The 16,897-nt window shown below is 44.8% G+C and carries 13 protein-coding genes; 6 read left to right on the forward strand and 7 right to left on the reverse strand.

Annotated elements, in window-relative coordinates:
- Positions 1-16: 16 nt before the first annotated feature.
- The 7 genes from QVC79_RS01440 to QVC79_RS01470 form a co-directional block, all read right to left on the reverse strand.
- Positions 17-628, reverse strand: coding sequence for a lipoprotein signal peptidase (locus tag QVC79_RS01440; protein ID WP_117721760.1), 612 nt, complete (start codon positions 626-628; stop codon positions 17-19).
- Positions 629-670: 42 nt separating this feature from the next.
- Positions 671-1,051 carry a TraR/DksA family transcriptional regulator gene (locus QVC79_RS01445; protein ID WP_027201860.1) on the reverse strand — a complete coding sequence of 127 codons (381 nt, stop codon included), beginning with the start codon at positions 1,049-1,051 and terminating at the stop codon, positions 671-673.
- A 94-nt stretch (positions 1,052-1,145) separates the two neighbouring features.
- Positions 1,146-4,574, reverse strand: a complete 3,429-nt coding sequence (gene ileS / locus QVC79_RS01450) for an isoleucine--tRNA ligase (RefSeq protein ID WP_270595228.1) — start codon at positions 4,572-4,574, stop codon at positions 1,146-1,148.
- 472 nt (positions 4,575-5,046) lie between these two features.
- Positions 5,047-6,756: a hypothetical protein gene (locus QVC79_RS01455; protein WP_270595229.1), complete on the reverse strand. Its 1,710-nt coding sequence runs from the start codon at positions 6,754-6,756 to the stop codon at positions 5,047-5,049.
- Between the two features lie 19 nt (positions 6,757-6,775).
- Positions 6,776-7,483 (reverse strand): glycosyltransferase family 2 protein, encoded by a 708-nt coding sequence (locus QVC79_RS01460; RefSeq protein WP_270595230.1) that lies wholly within the window; start codon positions 7,481-7,483, stop codon positions 6,776-6,778.
- Between the two features lie 10 nt (positions 7,484-7,493).
- Complete coding sequence (locus QVC79_RS01465) at positions 7,494-8,759, reverse strand: aspartate kinase (protein WP_270595231.1); 1,266 nt, start codon at positions 8,757-8,759, stop codon at positions 7,494-7,496.
- A 90-nt stretch (positions 8,760-8,849) separates the two neighbouring features.
- On the reverse strand, positions 8,850-9,782 hold the full coding sequence (locus tag QVC79_RS01470) for an Rpn family recombination-promoting nuclease/putative transposase (RefSeq protein ID WP_270595232.1): 933 nt from the start codon (positions 9,780-9,782) through the stop codon (positions 8,850-8,852).
- A gap of 181 nt (positions 9,783-9,963) precedes the next feature.
- On the opposite strand from QVC79_RS01470, the gene QVC79_RS01475 reads away from it, so the two are divergent.
- From QVC79_RS01475 to QVC79_RS01500, 6 genes are all read left to right on the forward strand, one after another.
- Positions 9,964-11,712 (forward strand): fimbrillin family protein, encoded by a 1,749-nt coding sequence (locus QVC79_RS01475; RefSeq protein ID WP_270595233.1) that lies wholly within the window; start codon positions 9,964-9,966, stop codon positions 11,710-11,712.
- A 271-nt stretch (positions 11,713-11,983) separates the two neighbouring features.
- Positions 11,984-13,003, forward strand: a complete 1,020-nt coding sequence (fbp, locus tag QVC79_RS01480) for a class 1 fructose-bisphosphatase (protein WP_206513592.1) — start codon at positions 11,984-11,986, stop codon at positions 13,001-13,003.
- An 82-nt stretch (positions 13,004-13,085) separates the two neighbouring features.
- Positions 13,086-15,143 (forward strand): acetate--CoA ligase family protein, encoded by a 2,058-nt coding sequence (locus QVC79_RS01485; RefSeq protein ID WP_270595234.1) that lies wholly within the window; start codon positions 13,086-13,088, stop codon positions 15,141-15,143.
- Between the two features lie 9 nt (positions 15,144-15,152).
- Positions 15,153-15,323 (forward strand): hypothetical protein, encoded by a 171-nt coding sequence (locus QVC79_RS01490; protein WP_270595235.1) that lies wholly within the window; start codon positions 15,153-15,155, stop codon positions 15,321-15,323.
- A gap of 112 nt (positions 15,324-15,435) precedes the next feature.
- Positions 15,436-16,122 (forward strand): hypothetical protein, encoded by a 687-nt coding sequence (locus tag QVC79_RS01495; RefSeq protein ID WP_270595236.1) that lies wholly within the window; start codon positions 15,436-15,438, stop codon positions 16,120-16,122.
- 79 nt (positions 16,123-16,201) lie between these two features.
- Positions 16,202-16,852, forward strand: a complete 651-nt coding sequence (locus tag QVC79_RS01500; RefSeq protein WP_270595237.1) for a flavodoxin domain-containing protein — start codon at positions 16,202-16,204, stop codon at positions 16,850-16,852.
- Positions 16,853-16,897: the final 45 nt, after the last annotated feature.

A 16,897-nucleotide genomic window follows, 5' to 3' on the forward strand; every position in this document is an offset into this window, starting at 1 on the left:
TCATTTAAAGGTTAAATTACTTTTTCGATGCGAAAAACTTCCGGTGGAAAAGTAACAGGATGAACACGCCTATGGTAATATAGGAGTCAGCCAAGTTGAATACCGGGCGGAAGAACACGAAGAAATCACCTCCCCAGATGGGAATCCATTGGGGCAGAAAACCTTCGTAAAGCGGGAAGTAGAGCATATCTACCACCTTGCCATGCAGGAACGACGAATATCCTCCCCCGTGCGGAAACAGGGTTGCAACTTGTGAATAACTATCGCTAAAGATCATCCCGTAGAATGCGCTGTCGATGATGTTACCCACTGCCCCGCAGAAAATAAGGCCAAAAGAGAGGATTACCCCCATGGGTGCCTTTTCTTTGATGAGACGTCCTAGGTACCAAGCGATACCCACCACGGCGATTAAGCGGAATACACTTAAAACGGTTTTTCCCCACTTGCCTCCTCCGAGTTCCATCCCGAAGGCCATCCCGTTGTTTTCAATAAAATGAATTTTGAACCAGTCTCCGAAGACACTGAATTCATCCCCGATCATCATGTGGGTCTTGATCCAGATTTTAACGACTTGATCAATGACTAATAGGGCAATAATAAAAATAATAAGTTTTTTCCGCGTACTCATCTGTGTGATAAAATTTAAAGCGACTCTTAATCGCTTTTGCGATTAAGAGTCTTGTCCCATTTTGGCATCCATACTCAATGTTGCATGAGGTACGGCGCGTAATCTTTCTTTAGAGATCAGTTTCCCGGTTACCCGGCAGATCCCGTAGGTTTTGTTTTCAATTCGTACTAATGCGGCTTCCAAGTGAGCAATAAACTTTGCCTGCCTTTGAGCCAGCCGACCGGCCTCTTCTTTGGAAAGAACAGATGCCCCTTCTTCCAATACTTTAAAAGTGGGAGACGTATCGGCGATGTCATTCCCGTCGCTGCCGGAGATCGAGGCTTTCAGCACCTCGTAATCTCTTTTCGCCTTTTCGAGTTTTTCAAGAATCAATTCTTTGAATTCCTGCAACTCTTCATCCGAATATCTAGTTTTCTCGGCCATAGTTGTAAAGTTTTTGTCTAAGTTAATAAAAAATCCGCTATGTAATCTTTCCCGTGGAAAAATATCCACTTTTACTTGTAACAAGGGGAAGAGGTTACATTTTCTGGATCTTAATAAACGTTTGTATGTCGTCGATTTCGATGGGTTGGGCACCGTCCTCGGCTTTATCTATTAGCGTAACGTTCTCTGCCAGAACTTGGCTGGCGATGTACGCCTTGAAGTTCTCGACCGCTTCATTGATCTCTTTATGTTTCTCGATGTAAAGATCAATTTTGTCTGTCACGTTGAAATCACTCTCTTTTCTCAAGTTCTGGATTCGGTTGATCAACTCCCGGGCGATGCCTTCTTCACGTAATTCTTTCGTAATATTGATGTCCAAGGCAACCGTGAGACGTCCCTCGTTGGCCACTAACCAGCCCGGAATGTCTTCCGACAGGATCTCCACGTCTTCCAGCGTCAGTTCCAGTGTTTCTGTTCCCACTTCAAGGGAATAAGTTCCTTGTTTCTCGAAATTGTAAATATCATTCTGGTTCATTTCGGCTACGAGAGCGGAAATCTGTTTCATGTATTTACCGTATTTCGGTCCCAGGGTCTTGAAGTTTGGCTTAATCTTCTTTACCAAGATTCCTGCCGTGTCGGTGATGTACTCGATCTCCTTCACGTTGACTTCCGACAGGATGATGTTCTTCACGGCATCCAGTTGGGTAGTCATCTCGTCATTCAAGATCGGGATCAACAGCTTGCACAGCGGTTGTCTTACCCGGATCTGAACTTTGCGTCTCAGTCCAAGTACCATGGAAGATATTTGTTGAGCCATGTTCATCCGTTCCTCCAGTTGCTTGTCGATCATTGATGCGTCAGCCACCGGGAAATCTACTAGATGAACGTCCGTCGTGTATCGTCCCGTAACCTTGTTCAAGTCCGTGAACAGGCGATCCATGTAGAACGGCGCGATGGGTGAGGACAAGATTGCCACGGTCTCCAAGCAAGTATATAACGTTTGGTAAGCCGACAGTTTATCGGTGGTTTGCTCGCCACCCCAGTAACGTTTACGGGAGAGACGCACGTACCAGTTCGACAGGTTCTCGATCACGAAATCCTGTATTGCCCGTCCGGCCCGTGTCGGTTCGTATTTCTCGTAAGCCTCGGTGACCTCTTTAATCAAGCTGTTCAATAGAGAAAGAATCCAGCGATCGATTTCCGGTCTCTCGTTAAACGGAACTTCTGCCTCTGCATACGTGAACTTGTCTATATTGGCATACAAGGCGAAGAAACTGTACGTGTTATACAGTGTCCCGAAGAACTTACGTTTCACTTCTTCCACCCCGGCGATGTCGAATTTCAAGTTATCCCACGGTTGAGAGTTCGTGATCATGTACCAACGCAGGGGATCTGATCCTTGTTTCTCGATCGTGTCGAAAGGATCAACGGCATTGCCTAAACGTTTGGACATCTTGTTTCCCTTGGCGTCAAGTACCAGTCCGTTGGATATGATATTTTTGAATGCCACGGAATCGAACACCATGGTCGCGATAGCGTGTAGCGTGAAGAACCAACCGCGGGTCTGATCCACTCCTTCGGCGATAAAGTCTGCCGGGAAGTTTGTCCGGTTATCGATCAATTCTTTGTTCTCGAACGGGTAATGTACCTGCGCGTAAGGCATGGCTCCCGAATCGAACCACACGTCGATCAGGTCTTTCTCCCGGTACATCGGTTGTCCGGTGGGAGAAACCAGTATAATGTCATCCACGTACGGGCGGTGCAGGTCGATTTTCTCGTAATTCTCTTTCGAGTAGTCTCCCACCTTGAAATCTTTGAAGGGGTTCTCCTTCATGATTCCTGCCTGTATTGCTTTTTCAGTTTCTTCAACTAATTCTTTCACCGAACCGACACATTTTTTCTCTGTCCCGTCCTCGCTGACCCATATCGGTAGGGGAGTTCCCCAGTAACGGGAACGAGAGAGGTTCCAATCCACCAGATTCTCCAACCATTTCCCGAAACGGCCTTCGCCCGTGCTGGCGGGTTTCCAGTTGATGGTCTTGTTCAGCTCGATCATGCGATCCCGAACGGCTGTCGTTTTGATGAACCAAGAATCTAACGGGTAATAAAGTACCGGTTTGTCGGTTCTCCAGCAATGCGGGTAATTATGTTCGTGTTTTTCGACCTTGAACGCTTTGTTCTCCCGTTTTAACAGGATACTTAAATCGATGTCGAGAGTCGTGTCGTTTTCGGTTAAATTCGGATCGTAAGCGTTTTTCACGAATCGTCCTGCAAATTCCCCGTACAGGTCAGTGTTGACGTTATTTTTCAAGTATTCCGGGTCAATGTCTTCCATCCGGAACAAGCGTCCCCGTTTGTCCACCATGGGTTGCTTGCTGCCTTCCTTGTCAATTAATTGCAAGGGGGCTATGCCCGCCACTTTGGCCACCCGGTCGTCATCGGCTCCGAAAGTCGGGGCAATATGTACGATCCCGGTACCGTCTTCCGTGGTAACGTAATCACCGAGGATCACGCGGAATGCATCACCCATGGGTTGCATCCAAGGTAAAAGTTGCTCGTAACGTATGCCTTCCAACTCCGGACCTTTATATTCGGCCACGATCTGGTAAGGGATCAATTTATCTCCTTCCTTGTAGTCTTCCAAGGTGATGCCTTCAGCTTTTTTGTTGAAGTACGCGCTGAAACGATCTTTCGCCATGATAATAGTTACCGGGCGGAAAGTATAGGGGTTATAAGTTTTCACTTCCAAGTACGTGATGTTCGGACCCACGGCCAATGCCGTGTTGGAAGGTAACGTCCAAGGCGTGGTTGTCCACGCGGTGAAATATACTTCATCGCTGAAAGCAAACAATTTTTCCGATTTTTCGTCCCGGATCACTTTAAATTGAGCCACGCACGTCGTGTCCTTCACGTCCCGGTAACATCCCGGTTGGTTCAACTCGTGCGTGCTTAATCCTGTTCCGGCAGCGGGGGAATAGGGTTGTATGGTGTACCCTTTGTACAGGAAACCTTTCTCGTGCAATTGTTTCAACAAATACCATAAGGTTTCGATGTAACGGTTGTCGTAGGTGATGTACGGGTTGCTCATATCTACCCAGTAACCCATCTTGTTCGTCAAATCTTCCCATTCACGGGTGAATTTCATGACGTCGGAACGACATTCTTTGTTGTAGTCGGCCACGGAAATCGTTTTCCCGATATTTTCTTTCGTGATACCGAGTTTCTTTTCAACCCCCAATTCAACGGGTAACCCGTGTGTATCCCAACCGGCTTTTCGCTCGACGAGAAATCCTTGTAAAGTTTTGTATCTGCAAATAATATCTTTAATCGTCCTAGCCATTACGTGGTGAATACCTGGCATCCCGTTTGCCGAAGGGGGACCTTCGAAAAAGACAAACGAGGGATGCCCCTCTCTATTCTTCAAGCTTTGCTCGAAGGTATTGTTTGATTCCCACTCTTTCAAGACATCCTTGTTTACCTGAGAGAGATCCAAACCTTTGTACTCTTGGAATTTTTTGTCCATCGTGACTCCTGATTTTAAGATATTACTTATTTGCACATTTAAAAAATCAAGTTGCAAATATACCATTTATTTGTGAAACTGGAAATCCTCTTCTTTTTTTCGTGCATTCATTCTTTTAGGGGGTAGTAAAAGACGTTTAGGAATGGTGGTCATGATTTGCTGCCGTTTTTCTAAATCACTTCAGGATGAATAGAGTAGCAATACATGACGTGTTACGGATAAAGTAATTTTAATATCCTATTAAAATTCTAATAGAACGCTATTATATATAGCGATTTAATAGCGATTTAATAGGGATTTAATAGCGTTCTAATAGCGCTTTATATGAAAGAGATCCGTTATTGATGAGGATATGATAATGGATTATGGTATTAAATTTTCGGGTCAACGGTTTGTTGTCCTGTAATATACCTTCTCATGTCGGATTTTTCACCCGACATGAGAAGTATGATTCGTTTTTCTTTGAACTAAACTACGGAACTTGTGGTTGGCCTCCCGGCAGGAATTGGAAAATTAACGTGGGGAGTTGCTGTTTCGTGTTCTGCCCGATCTGGATGAGCGGTCTGAAATAATCCGGATATTTTTTGACCATGGGGTACACGGTGACATACCCGTGGCGGAACCAGCGGTCGATGATCACGTGAGAGATTTTTTGTTCTTGGAATCGTTTGAATAGGTCGTCCTCTTTGGCATATTGGGGAAAAGACGTCGATTTTCTACCGCCTGAAAAGAGGTAAAAAAGTTCCGGTTTCCGGCAGGCGATGCGGGCTTCTTCGGGCAGATTCTTTTTACACCAGTTGATAGCATAGATGTATTCCACGAAGGCGGCATCGGCAATTTTTTCATTCCATTGCTTGTATGTGGCAAAATTTCGTTGCGGTTTCAAGGCTTTCGCGTAGTGCGGGAACATGAAGAACACGAGGAACACGATCAGGCCTCCTGCAGGAATCACGTGTTGGTATTTACCAAATGAAAGTTTTTTGGTGATCGTGTTCATGATTTCGAGGCAACCGTTCAGGAACAGGAATATGAAAAGGGGAATAATTCCGATAAAATAGCGGTGTCCGGCGTATTGTTCCGGCCAGATCATGAGTACGGCCATCGTGATGCCGATGTACAGGAACAGGAGTAATTGCATTTTTTTTAGCGTGGTTAATCCGATAAGGACGACGATAAGGATACAAATTCCCTCGATCAGTCTTGAAGTGGTTACTTTTTCATCGAATCCGGGATCATCGGAAATGATGGCGGTGGGAATCCATTTGCCCACGTAGCTGACTAGGTTGTTTTCGATACGTTCTGTCCAGTCCGAGAAAGTGGCCATGGTTTCACCCTTGGGTTTCTTTTTGAAATCATGGAGATAGTCACTACTCGTGACTCCAATGCTTTTATTCCGTATGTCCCAAGCTGTTTTTGCCCCTGCAAAGGATGCGATGACCACGCATAAGATAATGAGGTGGCTGAACAGGACCCGTTTGTTGTCGGCCTGTATGGTTATCTCGTCGTTTTTACGCTTGCTTTTGAGGAACGTGAGGATTTTTTGGGTACAAAGAATACCGAGGTAAATTATTATTGCCAGAATGATGGATGTCCCCATGGTCCGGACAAAATAGATGTAATTCAGCGCGATAATCATCAGAATGAAATAAATGATCTGGGAACGGGGGCGCTTTTTATAGAACAGGTGGTCCATATCGATCAGCGAGATCAGGTACAGGACTCCCAGCGTGAGGAAGGTAAATAACATTTCGCTCATGACAATCGTGGAGTAACGTAGTAATGCCTGTTGCATACAGCATAACAGGCAGGTTGACAGGGCGACGAATAAATTCCCCGAAATTCTTTTTAGGAGGAAAAAAAGGATGAGGATGGACAACCCGAATAAGATGCCGTTTGCTATTTTTAGAGCCGTGTAGGAATGGGTGAAAAGTAAAATCCCGGCGTTAAACAAGGGGTAACCCGGTGGAAAATGGGAATGAGGGGTTTCTTCCAGAAACATGATGTTCGTGTAGCCCTTCCCGGCAGCAATGGCTCTTCCTAGGGCATAATAGTAAACGTTATCCCCGTTCAGGTCCGGTTTGAAATCAAATATTTCCAGATAATTCACAATAAATACGCACCCGATGATCGCGAGGCAAAGATAAATCCATGTAGTCGGTTTTATTTTATTAAAAATTCCCATACGAAAATTATTCTTTAAATTAAAAACGATATTTTATTAGGGTCCAGATGCCAATGACCCCGTCTTTCCAGTTTATTTTTTTCCCCTCGTCAATACTCCGGGGATAATAGTGGATCGGTAATTCCTTTATTTTGTATCCCTTGCGACAGACTTTGGCCGTTACTTCCGGACAAAATTCGAATCCGGTGCATTTTAACGGGATAGATTTAAGTAGTGCGGTGTCGAACATTTTGTAACAGGTCGGTTCGTCCGTCAAGCGTTGCCCGTACAGGATGTTCGTGATGATGGATAATAGCCTGCCACCGAAATAGAATCGCTGGTAGGAGTGTTTGTTCGCTTTGTTTAGAAAGCGGGACCCGTAGATGACTTTCCCGTCGTGTTCGATCATCCATGTCAGTAACGGGTTAAAGTCTTCCGGTTCGTATTCAAGGTCCGCGTCCTGTATGACGGTCCACTCCCCGCTGGCCTTTTGAATCCCGACCCGCAGAGCCGCTCCTTTGCCTTGGTTGTAAGGTTGGTTGTGGTATTGAAGGGGGCAATCGGGATACGTTTCCATGAAACGCTGAATTTCGGCCTCCGTTTCGTCTTTCGAACAGTCGTTTATAACGATAATTTCTTTTTGGATATTTTCAACCAGTCGTGTGTGGTGAACTTTTTCTAGTAACGTGAAAAGAGTTCGGGCTTCGTTATAGGCGGGAATGATGATGGACAGCGTTTTATGTTTCATGCCGCGGGAGTTATTGTAATACATGATTCCTTAGCACGAACTGGGCGGTCGTGCGACTACGTTGCTCGACTAGCGAGGGGGTATCCCCGATGATCTCCCGGATGATTTCCTCGTTGTAATGGCGGATCGTGATGAGTTTCACGTCTTGGTTGTAGCGTACCTCGAATTCTTCCCGGAGTTGATCCAGAAATTCGTTAAACACGGCGCTGTTGCAATCCACGCAGAAAGAAAAGCTGATGGCGGAGTTTTGCATCAGGTTCAGTTTCAATTTATATTGGGCCAGCACGGCGAATATGTGGCTTAATTTTTCTTCCGCGATAAAAGAGAAATCTCTCGGGGTGAGGGTCAACAAGCATTGATTTTCTTTGTTAATGTAGATGGGGGGTAACTTTAGATGCTCGTCAATCTCTTGTATCACGGTTCCCTCGGATTCCGGGTGCAGGAAGGATTTCACGTAAAGGGGGATTTGTTTGTTCTGGATCGGTTTTATGGTTTTCGGATGAATGACTTTTGCCCCGAAATGGGACAGCTCGATGGCCTCTTTGTAGGACATCCGGCTGATCACTTGTGCTTTTTCATATTCTTTCGGGTCGGCATTCATCACTCCCGGCACGTCTTTCCAGATCGTCACGTTCTCGGCATTTAGCAAGTTAGCCAAAAGGGCGGCCGTGTAATCCGATCCTTCCCGTCCTAGCGTGGTGGTTTGGTTGGTACGGGTTCCGGCGATAAAGCCTTGGGTGACGAACGTGGACGATGTGTTGAAATCAAATGCTTCTTTGCAAAGTTGTTCGGAAAGTTCCAAGTCTATGTTTGCGTTACGATAGTTTTGGTCGGTTTTGAGAAATTTCCGAATGTCAATGAATTGATTCTCGATTCCCTCCATTTCCATGTAATCGGAAATGATGGTCGTGGAGATCAGTTCCCCGAAACAGATGATGCGATCGTATTCGTAATCATAGCATAGTGATGATTCGCTTGCCAGTATGTTTTCTAGGTTTATAAATAATTCTTCTAGGTGCTTGTAGACCGGGGCATTCAAAGGGAACAACGAGGTCACGATATTTAGATGAAAGTCTTTTAATTCTTTCATGATAGCGGTCGCTTTGGGATCTTGATGAAAATAGGCGTTGCATAATGTTTCTAGCAAATTAGTCGTTTTTCCCATAGCTGAAACGACCACGATAAGTTGTCCATGCTGTTGATGGACAATTGAAGAGAGGTTTTTTACCCCTGCCGCATCTTTCACGGATGCTCCCCCGAATTTAAAAACTTTCATTTAGGTACCGATTAAAAAGTAACACGAAACAAAAGTAAATTTTAAATTGTAAAATGCAAAATAAGGCGTTAAAGACGTGTCTTTTCGTGTTTATTGTAATTGTTGTATTTCCGTTAAGGATAATCCGGTACATGTCATGATGGTCTCGACCGGAATACCTTTTTCGAGTAATTTTTTGGCGGTTTCTTTTTTCTCTTGTTCTATGCCCTCTTGAATGCCTTTTTCCCTTCCTTCGGCTAATCCTTCGGCCTTGCCTTCAGCTCTTCCTTCGGCTTTTCCTTCGTCCCATCCTTCCCCATGTGCAGTGGTTAGGACATCCCACTGGATTCTGATGTTGTCCATGTGGCGTTCATAAGCACGACGTTCCTGTTCGCTCATGTCTGACACACGTAGCCGTTCTCTTGCTGCTTGCAAGCCTTTAGCCGTGGTGTTTTCGTCAATGATACCGGATTTCAAGAAACGGACCCACTCGTCAAGAGGTGTTTTGGCCCGATCATCAAATTCATTAACTCGGAGGACGTAATATTCCGGAAAGATTTCTCCGGCATTTTCTTTCACGAACGTGTTCCGTTGTTTGGTTGAAAGACGTAAGGTGTCACCTGAATGAATTCCTCTAAAATCGGTTACTCCACGGTAGATGTAATCGCTCCCCTGTCCTAAATCGAAATATACGATATTGATGGAATAGACTTTTCGAACTTCAGCATAAAGGTCACCTTCATGAATGTATTCTGTGATGGCTTTGGAGACACCGTATAGCATTCGTTGAAAATAATATAATTCCCGGGTGTTTTGAACTTCTATGATAATGAGTTCCTTTTTGTTGTTTTCAGCCAAAACGTCAACCCGGTTGAATTTGTCGGACTCGTCTTCTTTGTTACCTTCGCTTTCTAGGATTCGATGAATTTTGATGTTATCTTGTAGTAATTCGCTCAAAAATCCTTCTAATACGACGAAATTTGCTTTATCACGTAATAAGCGTTTCATGGCCCAATCGAACCGGATGAGATTGTATCTTGACATGGTTTTTGGTATTAATAGTATTATACAAATGTACGAAAAAAAGTGGAATCAATCTATTTTAATGAAATGTGGTGATAAAATAATTATAAATGAAACAATGTAGCTATTTTTTAATATATTTACAAGCGATCTCACCTGTTAGGAATGGCGTGTTATGGTATTAATTATAAAAATTGGAATGATGAAAAAAAGCTGGTTGTTGTATTTTATGGGCTTGATAGCTCTTTGCGGGTGTAGTCGTATGATCACGAAAGAATCGGAAGAGAAGGAAATTTGTTTTCAAGTGGATATTCTCAAGATGCAAGAAGCCGAGATAGGGTCGAGGGCGGGACTTAATGTAGGGGATAAGGTGGGGTTGTATATCGTGGAACAGGAAGGGGAAGAGCTTTGTTTGCCAGCAAACGAGGATTTTTACCTGATGAATAGTGAGGCGGATGGTAGTTTGAGTTTTGCAGACGGAGAGAAACACGTGTACCCGGATAACCCGATAAATATATATGGATTTTATTGTAAAGGGCTGGAGAGCGTCCCAGCGGATCTTTTGGCTGTTCCGGTTTCCATACCCAACGTTCAGGAGACAGAGGAAGCCTTGTTGTCTTCTGATTTCCTTTACGTGAAATCGGAAGAACGTTATCGGGGGGTGGAAAAAGTTATTACATTGAATTTTTGCCATCAGTTTGCTAAAATGAAATTTCATTTCAAAACGGATACCCCGGAGACGGTTGATCTGAATAAAATAACGGACTTTAAAGTTGTAAATGTTATTCAGGAGGGAAATTTCAATATTGCCACGGGTGAATTGACGTTAGGTAATGCCGTTGACGATATAGAGGCACGGGTGGCAGAAGATTTTGAAGTAATTGTTTTGCCTCAAAAAATTGAGGGGAATAGGGTTTTGTTTCATTTCTTGCTGGGCGGGGAGGAAAAGTCATACACTGTCCTGAATGAGGGGATGCCATTGGAGAAGGGGAAATTATATAAGTGTAATATTTTGGTAAATCGGTATCCGGGGGCGGGAGATAAGGATGTGGTGGTTAGCATTCAGGTTGAAGATTGGGACGAGTCGGAGCCACCAATTGATGTCGTGATTGAAGATGGGCAGAACGTGGTGGTAACGTTAACGGATGTTTCAAATGGGGTGGTGGTTGATCGAGCGGATTTGTATTTGTCTTCTGAACATCACGACCGAGAAGTGCGGAATGTTCCCGTGGCGAATAATAAGATGGAATTTGTGTTTCCACGAGAGATTGAAGGTGGAACTTTACGATTAAATAAAGCTCACTTCCATACAGTGACGGGAGATGAGTTTGATTATTATTTTAAAGATAAGGAGTTGCTAGGGGATGATTGGGATGAGTTGTCTTTGGTGGCCCCGAAGGTCGGGGATGCTTGGGGTGATGGGGTGATTTTTGCGGTGGGGAAAGTGACGGGATATGATGAAAATACATCTTCCTTTATGACTGACATTACGGGAATTAATGCTTACAGGGGACGAGAGGTGTCAAGTAAATCGCTTGGAAGCATAGAATGGTGTAGTGATAAAGCAAAAGGGGCAAGTTCTCTTATTGGTGTGGTGAATTATAATGATGGCAAAAGTAATTTGATTGCATTAGAAAGTTTTATCAAGAAAAATGATGATAAATTAGACAATTATCCGGCATTCAAAGCTTGTCAAGATTTGGGAAGTGGATGGTATCTACCGGCATTGAATGAAATAAAATGGATCCTTTTACATCGAGATCAATTAAATGTGATTATTGAAAGAGAACAGGGAGATTTGATAGAAGCAATCGTGCATGGAAGTTCGACGGAAGAGAAAAAGGAGGGTACCTCTTCGAAATATTATTATGCTTCCATGGCTGATGGAATAAGCAATACGGGATATTCAAAAGTTGGGAGCTCGGAAGTCCGAGCCGTTCGTGCCTACTGATGAAACTTCTCGTGATGGATTGACGTAATGCTTTAAGATGAACTTGAGTATCAATATGGATACGTCATAATGTTGATGGGAAACGCTTTATCTTCGTGATGAGGGGTATACGGCGGAGAGAAGATTGATGTTTCGTCATCGATTGCAGGCCTCTCCGTGAATTTAGGCTATACGCGTAAGGATTTGAAAGGAAGAAGCGGAATAAAACCCGCAAACCTTTTAAATTAAAGATTATAACTTTATATTTGCAAAAAAATTAAAACACATAACCATGATAATGCATAAAGTTACAACTTTAAATCAATTTATTATTGAACGGCAAGCCGAGATTCCCGGGGCTACCGGAGAATTTTCACGACTTTTGCACCACATAGGTATCGCTGCCAAAAAGGTTCACCGGGAGGTTAATAAGGCTGGTTTGGTAGATATACTTGGAAAGGTGGGTTCAATCAACGTGCAAGGAGAGGACCAACAGAAGTTGGATGTCTATGCCGACAAAACTTTTATGGATGAGTTGAGGGCGAGTGGCGAGTGTTGTGGGGTGGCTACTGAAGAAAATCAGGACATCGTGGTTTTCGAGGAAGGATTAAGTAAGGACGGGAAGTACATCATTTGTATGGACCCACTGGATGGATCGTCAAATATAGACGTGAATGTTTCCGTGGGTACGATCTTCTCTATTTATAAACGTATTTCTCCTATCGGGGAACCGCTCGTGATGGACGATTTCTTCCAGCCCGGAACGGAACAGGTGGCTGCCGGTTATGTGATTTACGGGTCATCAACCATGTTAGTGTATACTTCCGGTAACGGGGTGAATGGTTTCACGCTGGATACTTCTATCGGGGAGTTCTGTTTGTCTCACCCGAATATGCAAACACCGGAAAGCGGAAAGATATATTCTATCAACGAGGGTAATTACGTGAATTTCCCCGTGGGTGTGAAAAAATTTATCAAGTATTGTCAGGAGAAAGATGAGGCAACGAACCGGCCGTACACGTCCCGTTATATCGGGTCTTTGGTAGCCGATTTTCACCGGAATATGTTGAAAGGTGGGGTGTTCTTATATCCGCAGACAAGTTCTCACCCGACAGGAAAGTTGAGATTGTTGTACGAGTGTAACCCGATGGCGTTTATCGCCGAACAATCCGGAGGGTTGGCCACGGACGGGGAGCAACGAATCTTGGAGATAAAGCCGGAGGCTCTCCATCAACGGGTGCCGTTGTACACGGGTTCGAAGAAGATGGTACAGAAAGTACAGGAGTTTCTGACATTCTTCAATAATATCTAGGAATAAAAAACTTCAAATGGATGATTGTAACAGCGATCATCCATTTGAAATTAAAGAGGAAGTTAAAAATAAATCGAAATATATGATAGCAAAACAATTAATTGAGCCAAAGAGCATTGTGGTTGTGGGTGGTTCTGACGACATTCATAAACCCGGGGGTACCGTGTTGCGGAATTTGCAAGACGGGAACTTCAAAGGTTCGCTTTACGTGGTGAACCCGAAGATGGATGAAGTGCAGGGAATTAAAGCGTATCGTGACGTGAAGGATCTTCCGGAGGTGGATTGCGCTATTTTAGCGATTGCCGCTAAATTCTGCCCGTCAACCGTGGAAGTGCTTGCTAAACAGAAGAACGCGAAAGCATTTATTATCCTTTCTGCCGGGTTCCACGAAGAGAACGAGGAGGGAGCCAAGTTGGAGCGCCAGATTGTGGAGACGATTAATTCGGTAGGTGGATCATTAATCGGACCGAACTGTATCGGTGTCTTGACAAACCATTACAGTGGGGTGTTCACGAGCCCGATCCCGGAACTGAACCCGCAAGGGGTGGATTTGATTTCCGGTTCTGGTGCAACGGCATTGTTTATCATGGACTCCGGGATGCAAAAAGGAATTAAATTCAATAGCATGTATTCCGTGGGTAATTCAGCTCAATTAGGTGTAGAGGAGATTTTGGAATACATGGACGAGTCGTTTGATCCGAAGACGAGTTCTCGTGTGAAATTATTATACGTGGAGAGCATCGAAAAGCCGGAGAAGCTGTTGAAGCACGCGTCTTCTTTGATTCGCAAGGGATGCCGGATCGCTGCCGTTAAGTCAGGAGGTTCTGCAGCCGGAAGTCGTGCCGCTTCTTCTCACACGGGAGCTTTAGCCAGTTCGGATGTTGCCGTGGAGGCTTTGTTCCGCAAGGCTGGTATCGTGCGTTGTAACGGGCGTGACGAGTTGATGACGGTTGCAGGAATTTTCATGCACCCGGAGATGAAAGGTCGTAACATGGCTGTCGTGACTCATGCCGGTGGACCTGCCGTTATGTTGACGGATGCTCTTTCTAACGGTGGAATGGATGTTCCGCATATTGAAGGCGAGAAAGCGCAGGAGTTATTGACGAAATTGTTTGCCGGGTCGTCCGTGGGTAACCCGATCGACTTCTTGGCAACGGGTACGGCTGAACAATTAGGATATATTCTGGATGCTTGTGATCAGGATTTTGACAATATTGACGGGATGGCGGTTATTTTCGGTAGCCCCGGTTTGTTCCCCGTGTTCGACGTGTACAGGGTACTTGACGAGAAGATGAAGACGAGCAAGAAGCCGATTTTCCCGATTTTCCCTTCTTCCAAGATCGTGAAGGACGAGATTGCGGAGTTCGTGTCTAAAGGTCGTGTTTATTTCCCGGATGAGGTGTTGTTTGGAAATGCCTTGTGCAAGATTTACAAGACTCCAGCCCCGCAACCGGAACATTTTGAAATGCCGGATATGGACGTGAAGAAGATCCGTGAGGTGGTGGATAACGCGCAAAACGGTTATTTGTCTCCGGACGAGATTCATACTTTGTTGGATGCTGCCGGGGTAGCGAGAGCTAAAGAGGGAGTTTCTGATAACGAGGAGGAGATTGTTAAGATGGCAAAAGAGATCGGGTTCCCGCTGGTGATGAAAGTTGTTGGACCGATCCACAAATCGGATGTTGGTGGAGTCGTGTTGAACGTGAGCGACGAGGAGACTGTTCGTCGTGAGTTCAAGCGGATGATGCAGATCAAGGATACGTACGCGATCATGCTGGCTCAACAGTTGAGCGGAACGCAAGTGTTTATCGGTGCTAAACGAGATGATAAGTTCGGTCACATGGTACTTTGCGGGTTGGGAGGTATCTTTATCGAGGTGTTGAAAGACGTGAAGGCCGGATTGGCCCCGATGTCTAAAGACGAGGCTCATGGCATGATTAAAGAGTTGAAATCTTACAAGATTATACAAGGTGTTCGCGGACAGGAACCCGTGAACGAGGATAAGTTTGCCGAGGCCGTGATGAGAATCTCTGCTTTGGTGAAGGTTGCCCCGGAAATCTTCGAGATGGACTTGAACCCGTTGTTGGGGAATAAAGATAACGTGGTGGCTGTAGACGCTCGTATCCGTATCGAGAAATAGGAATTTCTCATGCGAGCTTGGAAAAATTATAGTAAGGAAGAGAGAAAAATGATCATTATAATAGGAGTATTGCTGCTGGCAATACTCCTAAGTTTTGGTCGTATCAGTAGCGGTTGGAAAAAAGGATTTGATTTCTTCTATTCCTCTCCCAAGGAGGAAGTGAATAAGGACGCCCGGTGAACCAAAGTCCGGAGAACGGGAACACGGATGCGTCGAGCGAGAGTACAGAAAAATAATGTTTAAAATTCCCCGGGAGGGTGTGGTTTTCCGGGAAACGGGTAAAGTATGTGTGATGAAAAAAAGTGATTTTATTGTTATCGGGTGTGTTATTGTATGCCTGTTGCCTTTCTTCGTGTCTGATGCCGTGTATTCTTTTTATAAAACATTTAATGCCGAGCATGGTATGATTATGAGCTTTTTGAAGTTCGCAATCTTGTCAACACTAGGGGAATGTATCGGGTTGAGGATCAGTGCCGGAGTGTATAACCGGAGTGGTTTCGGGATCTGGCCCCGTGCTATCGTGTGGGGTGTGCTGGGAATGGGTATCAGTATGGCAATGACGATTTTCTCAAGCGGGGTTCCGGTCTTTCTGAAGACGATGGGTATGGAAAATGCTGTTACGGTGATGGGGGAGAGTTTATCGTGGGATAAGGTGTTCGTGGCCTTCTGTATTTCCGTGGCACAGAACACGATTTTCGCTCCTGTTTTTATGACGTTGCATAAGATCACGGATACGCATATACTGAGTCATGGTGGGACGTTATCCGGTTTCTTTACCCCGATCAAGATGGGGGAGATCATGGCAAATTTGAATTGGCGGGTACAGTGGAATTTCGTTTTCAAGAAGACGATTCCTTTTTTCTGGTTCCCGGCTCACACGATCACCTTCTTGTTGCCGGGTGATATGCGGGTTTTGTTTGCAGCCCTGCTGGGGGTTGTCCTAGGAGTTTTGTTAGCAATTGCCACGCATAAAAAATAGACGTCTATAACTTTTCGTCTTTCTTACCGTATAGTTTATAGTTGATAATAATGGTTTAATCACTATAAACTATATTTTTATGGATAAAAATAAGATTGAACAAAAGAAACCGGGTTCGAATCAAAAGGGCGTGGAGGAGGATAGTCCTTTACGTTTGACGGCCGATCTGGAAGGCAACTATCTGTTGGATGAGCGGACGAGCGAGATGAAGTGGTTGGGGATTTTTTATTCTCCTGCCGGGGGAAGTGTTCACCGGGTAGCCAAGATACTGAAGAAGAAGATCGGAGCGGATAAGGTGGATATGTTTTGCGTGAGTGATGTTCAGGCGGATCGGTTGCTGGACTACAAGAATTTGATACTGGTATGTTCTTCTTTAGGGCGTAGTACTTGGGAGAGGGAACAGCGGGATCGTTGGGCCAAGTTCTTCCCGAGTATGCGTAAGATTTCCTTGAAGGATCGTTTCGTGGCTCTTGTCGGTTTGGGTGATCACGTGACCTACCCGAAGAATTTCGTGGATGGTATGGGGTATATGGCGGAATTGGTGATGGGACTAGGCGGAACTCTCGTGGGAAAGACTTCGACGGACGGGTACGTGTACGAGGATTCCACTGCCGTGATCGATGATCTGTTTGTGGGGCTACCTTTGGATGAAGATTTTGAATCGGAAAAAACGGATGCTCGAATAAGCAAATGGTTGGATATGGTGTTACCGGAATTCGAAAGGATTTGATCGTTTGTGGCGACTGTTAGGTCTGTATTGGAATTTGGGAAATAA

This window comes from Butyricimonas sp. (assembly GCF_019423355.1).
GTDB classification, from domain to species: Bacteria; Bacteroidota; Bacteroidia; order Bacteroidales; family Marinifilaceae; genus Butyricimonas; species Butyricimonas faecihominis.

Coding starts and splice junctions, on each gene's coding strand:
- QVC79_RS01440 (WP_117721760.1), bottom strand. CDS start 628: ATGAGTACGCGGAAAAAACTTATTATTTTTATTATTGCCCTATTAGTC.
- QVC79_RS01485 (WP_270595234.1), top strand. CDS start 13,086: ATGATAGCAAAACAATTAATTGAGCCAAAGAGCATTGTGGTTGTGGGT.
- QVC79_RS01490 (WP_270595235.1), top strand. CDS start 15,153: ATGCGAGCTTGGAAAAATTATAGTAAGGAAGAGAGAAAAATGATCATT.
- ileS (WP_270595228.1), bottom strand. CDS start 4,574: ATGGACAAAAAATTCCAAGAGTACAAAGGTTTGGATCTCTCTCAGGTA.
- QVC79_RS01475 (WP_270595233.1), top strand. CDS start 9,964: ATGAAAAAAAGCTGGTTGTTGTATTTTATGGGCTTGATAGCTCTTTGC.
- fbp (WP_206513592.1), top strand. CDS start 11,984: ATGATAATGCATAAAGTTACAACTTTAAATCAATTTATTATTGAACGG.
- QVC79_RS01460 (WP_270595230.1), bottom strand. CDS start 7,483: ATGAAACATAAAACGCTGTCCATCATCATTCCCGCCTATAACGAAGCC.
- QVC79_RS01470 (WP_270595232.1), bottom strand. CDS start 9,782: ATGTCAAGATACAATCTCATCCGGTTCGATTGGGCCATGAAACGCTTA.
- QVC79_RS01500 (WP_270595237.1), top strand. CDS start 16,202: ATGGATAAAAATAAGATTGAACAAAAGAAACCGGGTTCGAATCAAAAG.
- QVC79_RS01495 (WP_270595236.1), top strand. CDS start 15,436: ATGAAAAAAAGTGATTTTATTGTTATCGGGTGTGTTATTGTATGCCTG.
- QVC79_RS01465 (WP_270595231.1), bottom strand. CDS start 8,759: ATGAAAGTTTTTAAATTCGGGGGAGCATCCGTGAAAGATGCGGCAGGG.
- QVC79_RS01455 (WP_270595229.1), bottom strand. CDS start 6,756: ATGGGAATTTTTAATAAAATAAAACCGACTACATGGATTTATCTTTGC.
- QVC79_RS01445 (WP_027201860.1), bottom strand. CDS start 1,051: ATGGCCGAGAAAACTAGATATTCGGATGAAGAGTTGCAGGAATTCAAA.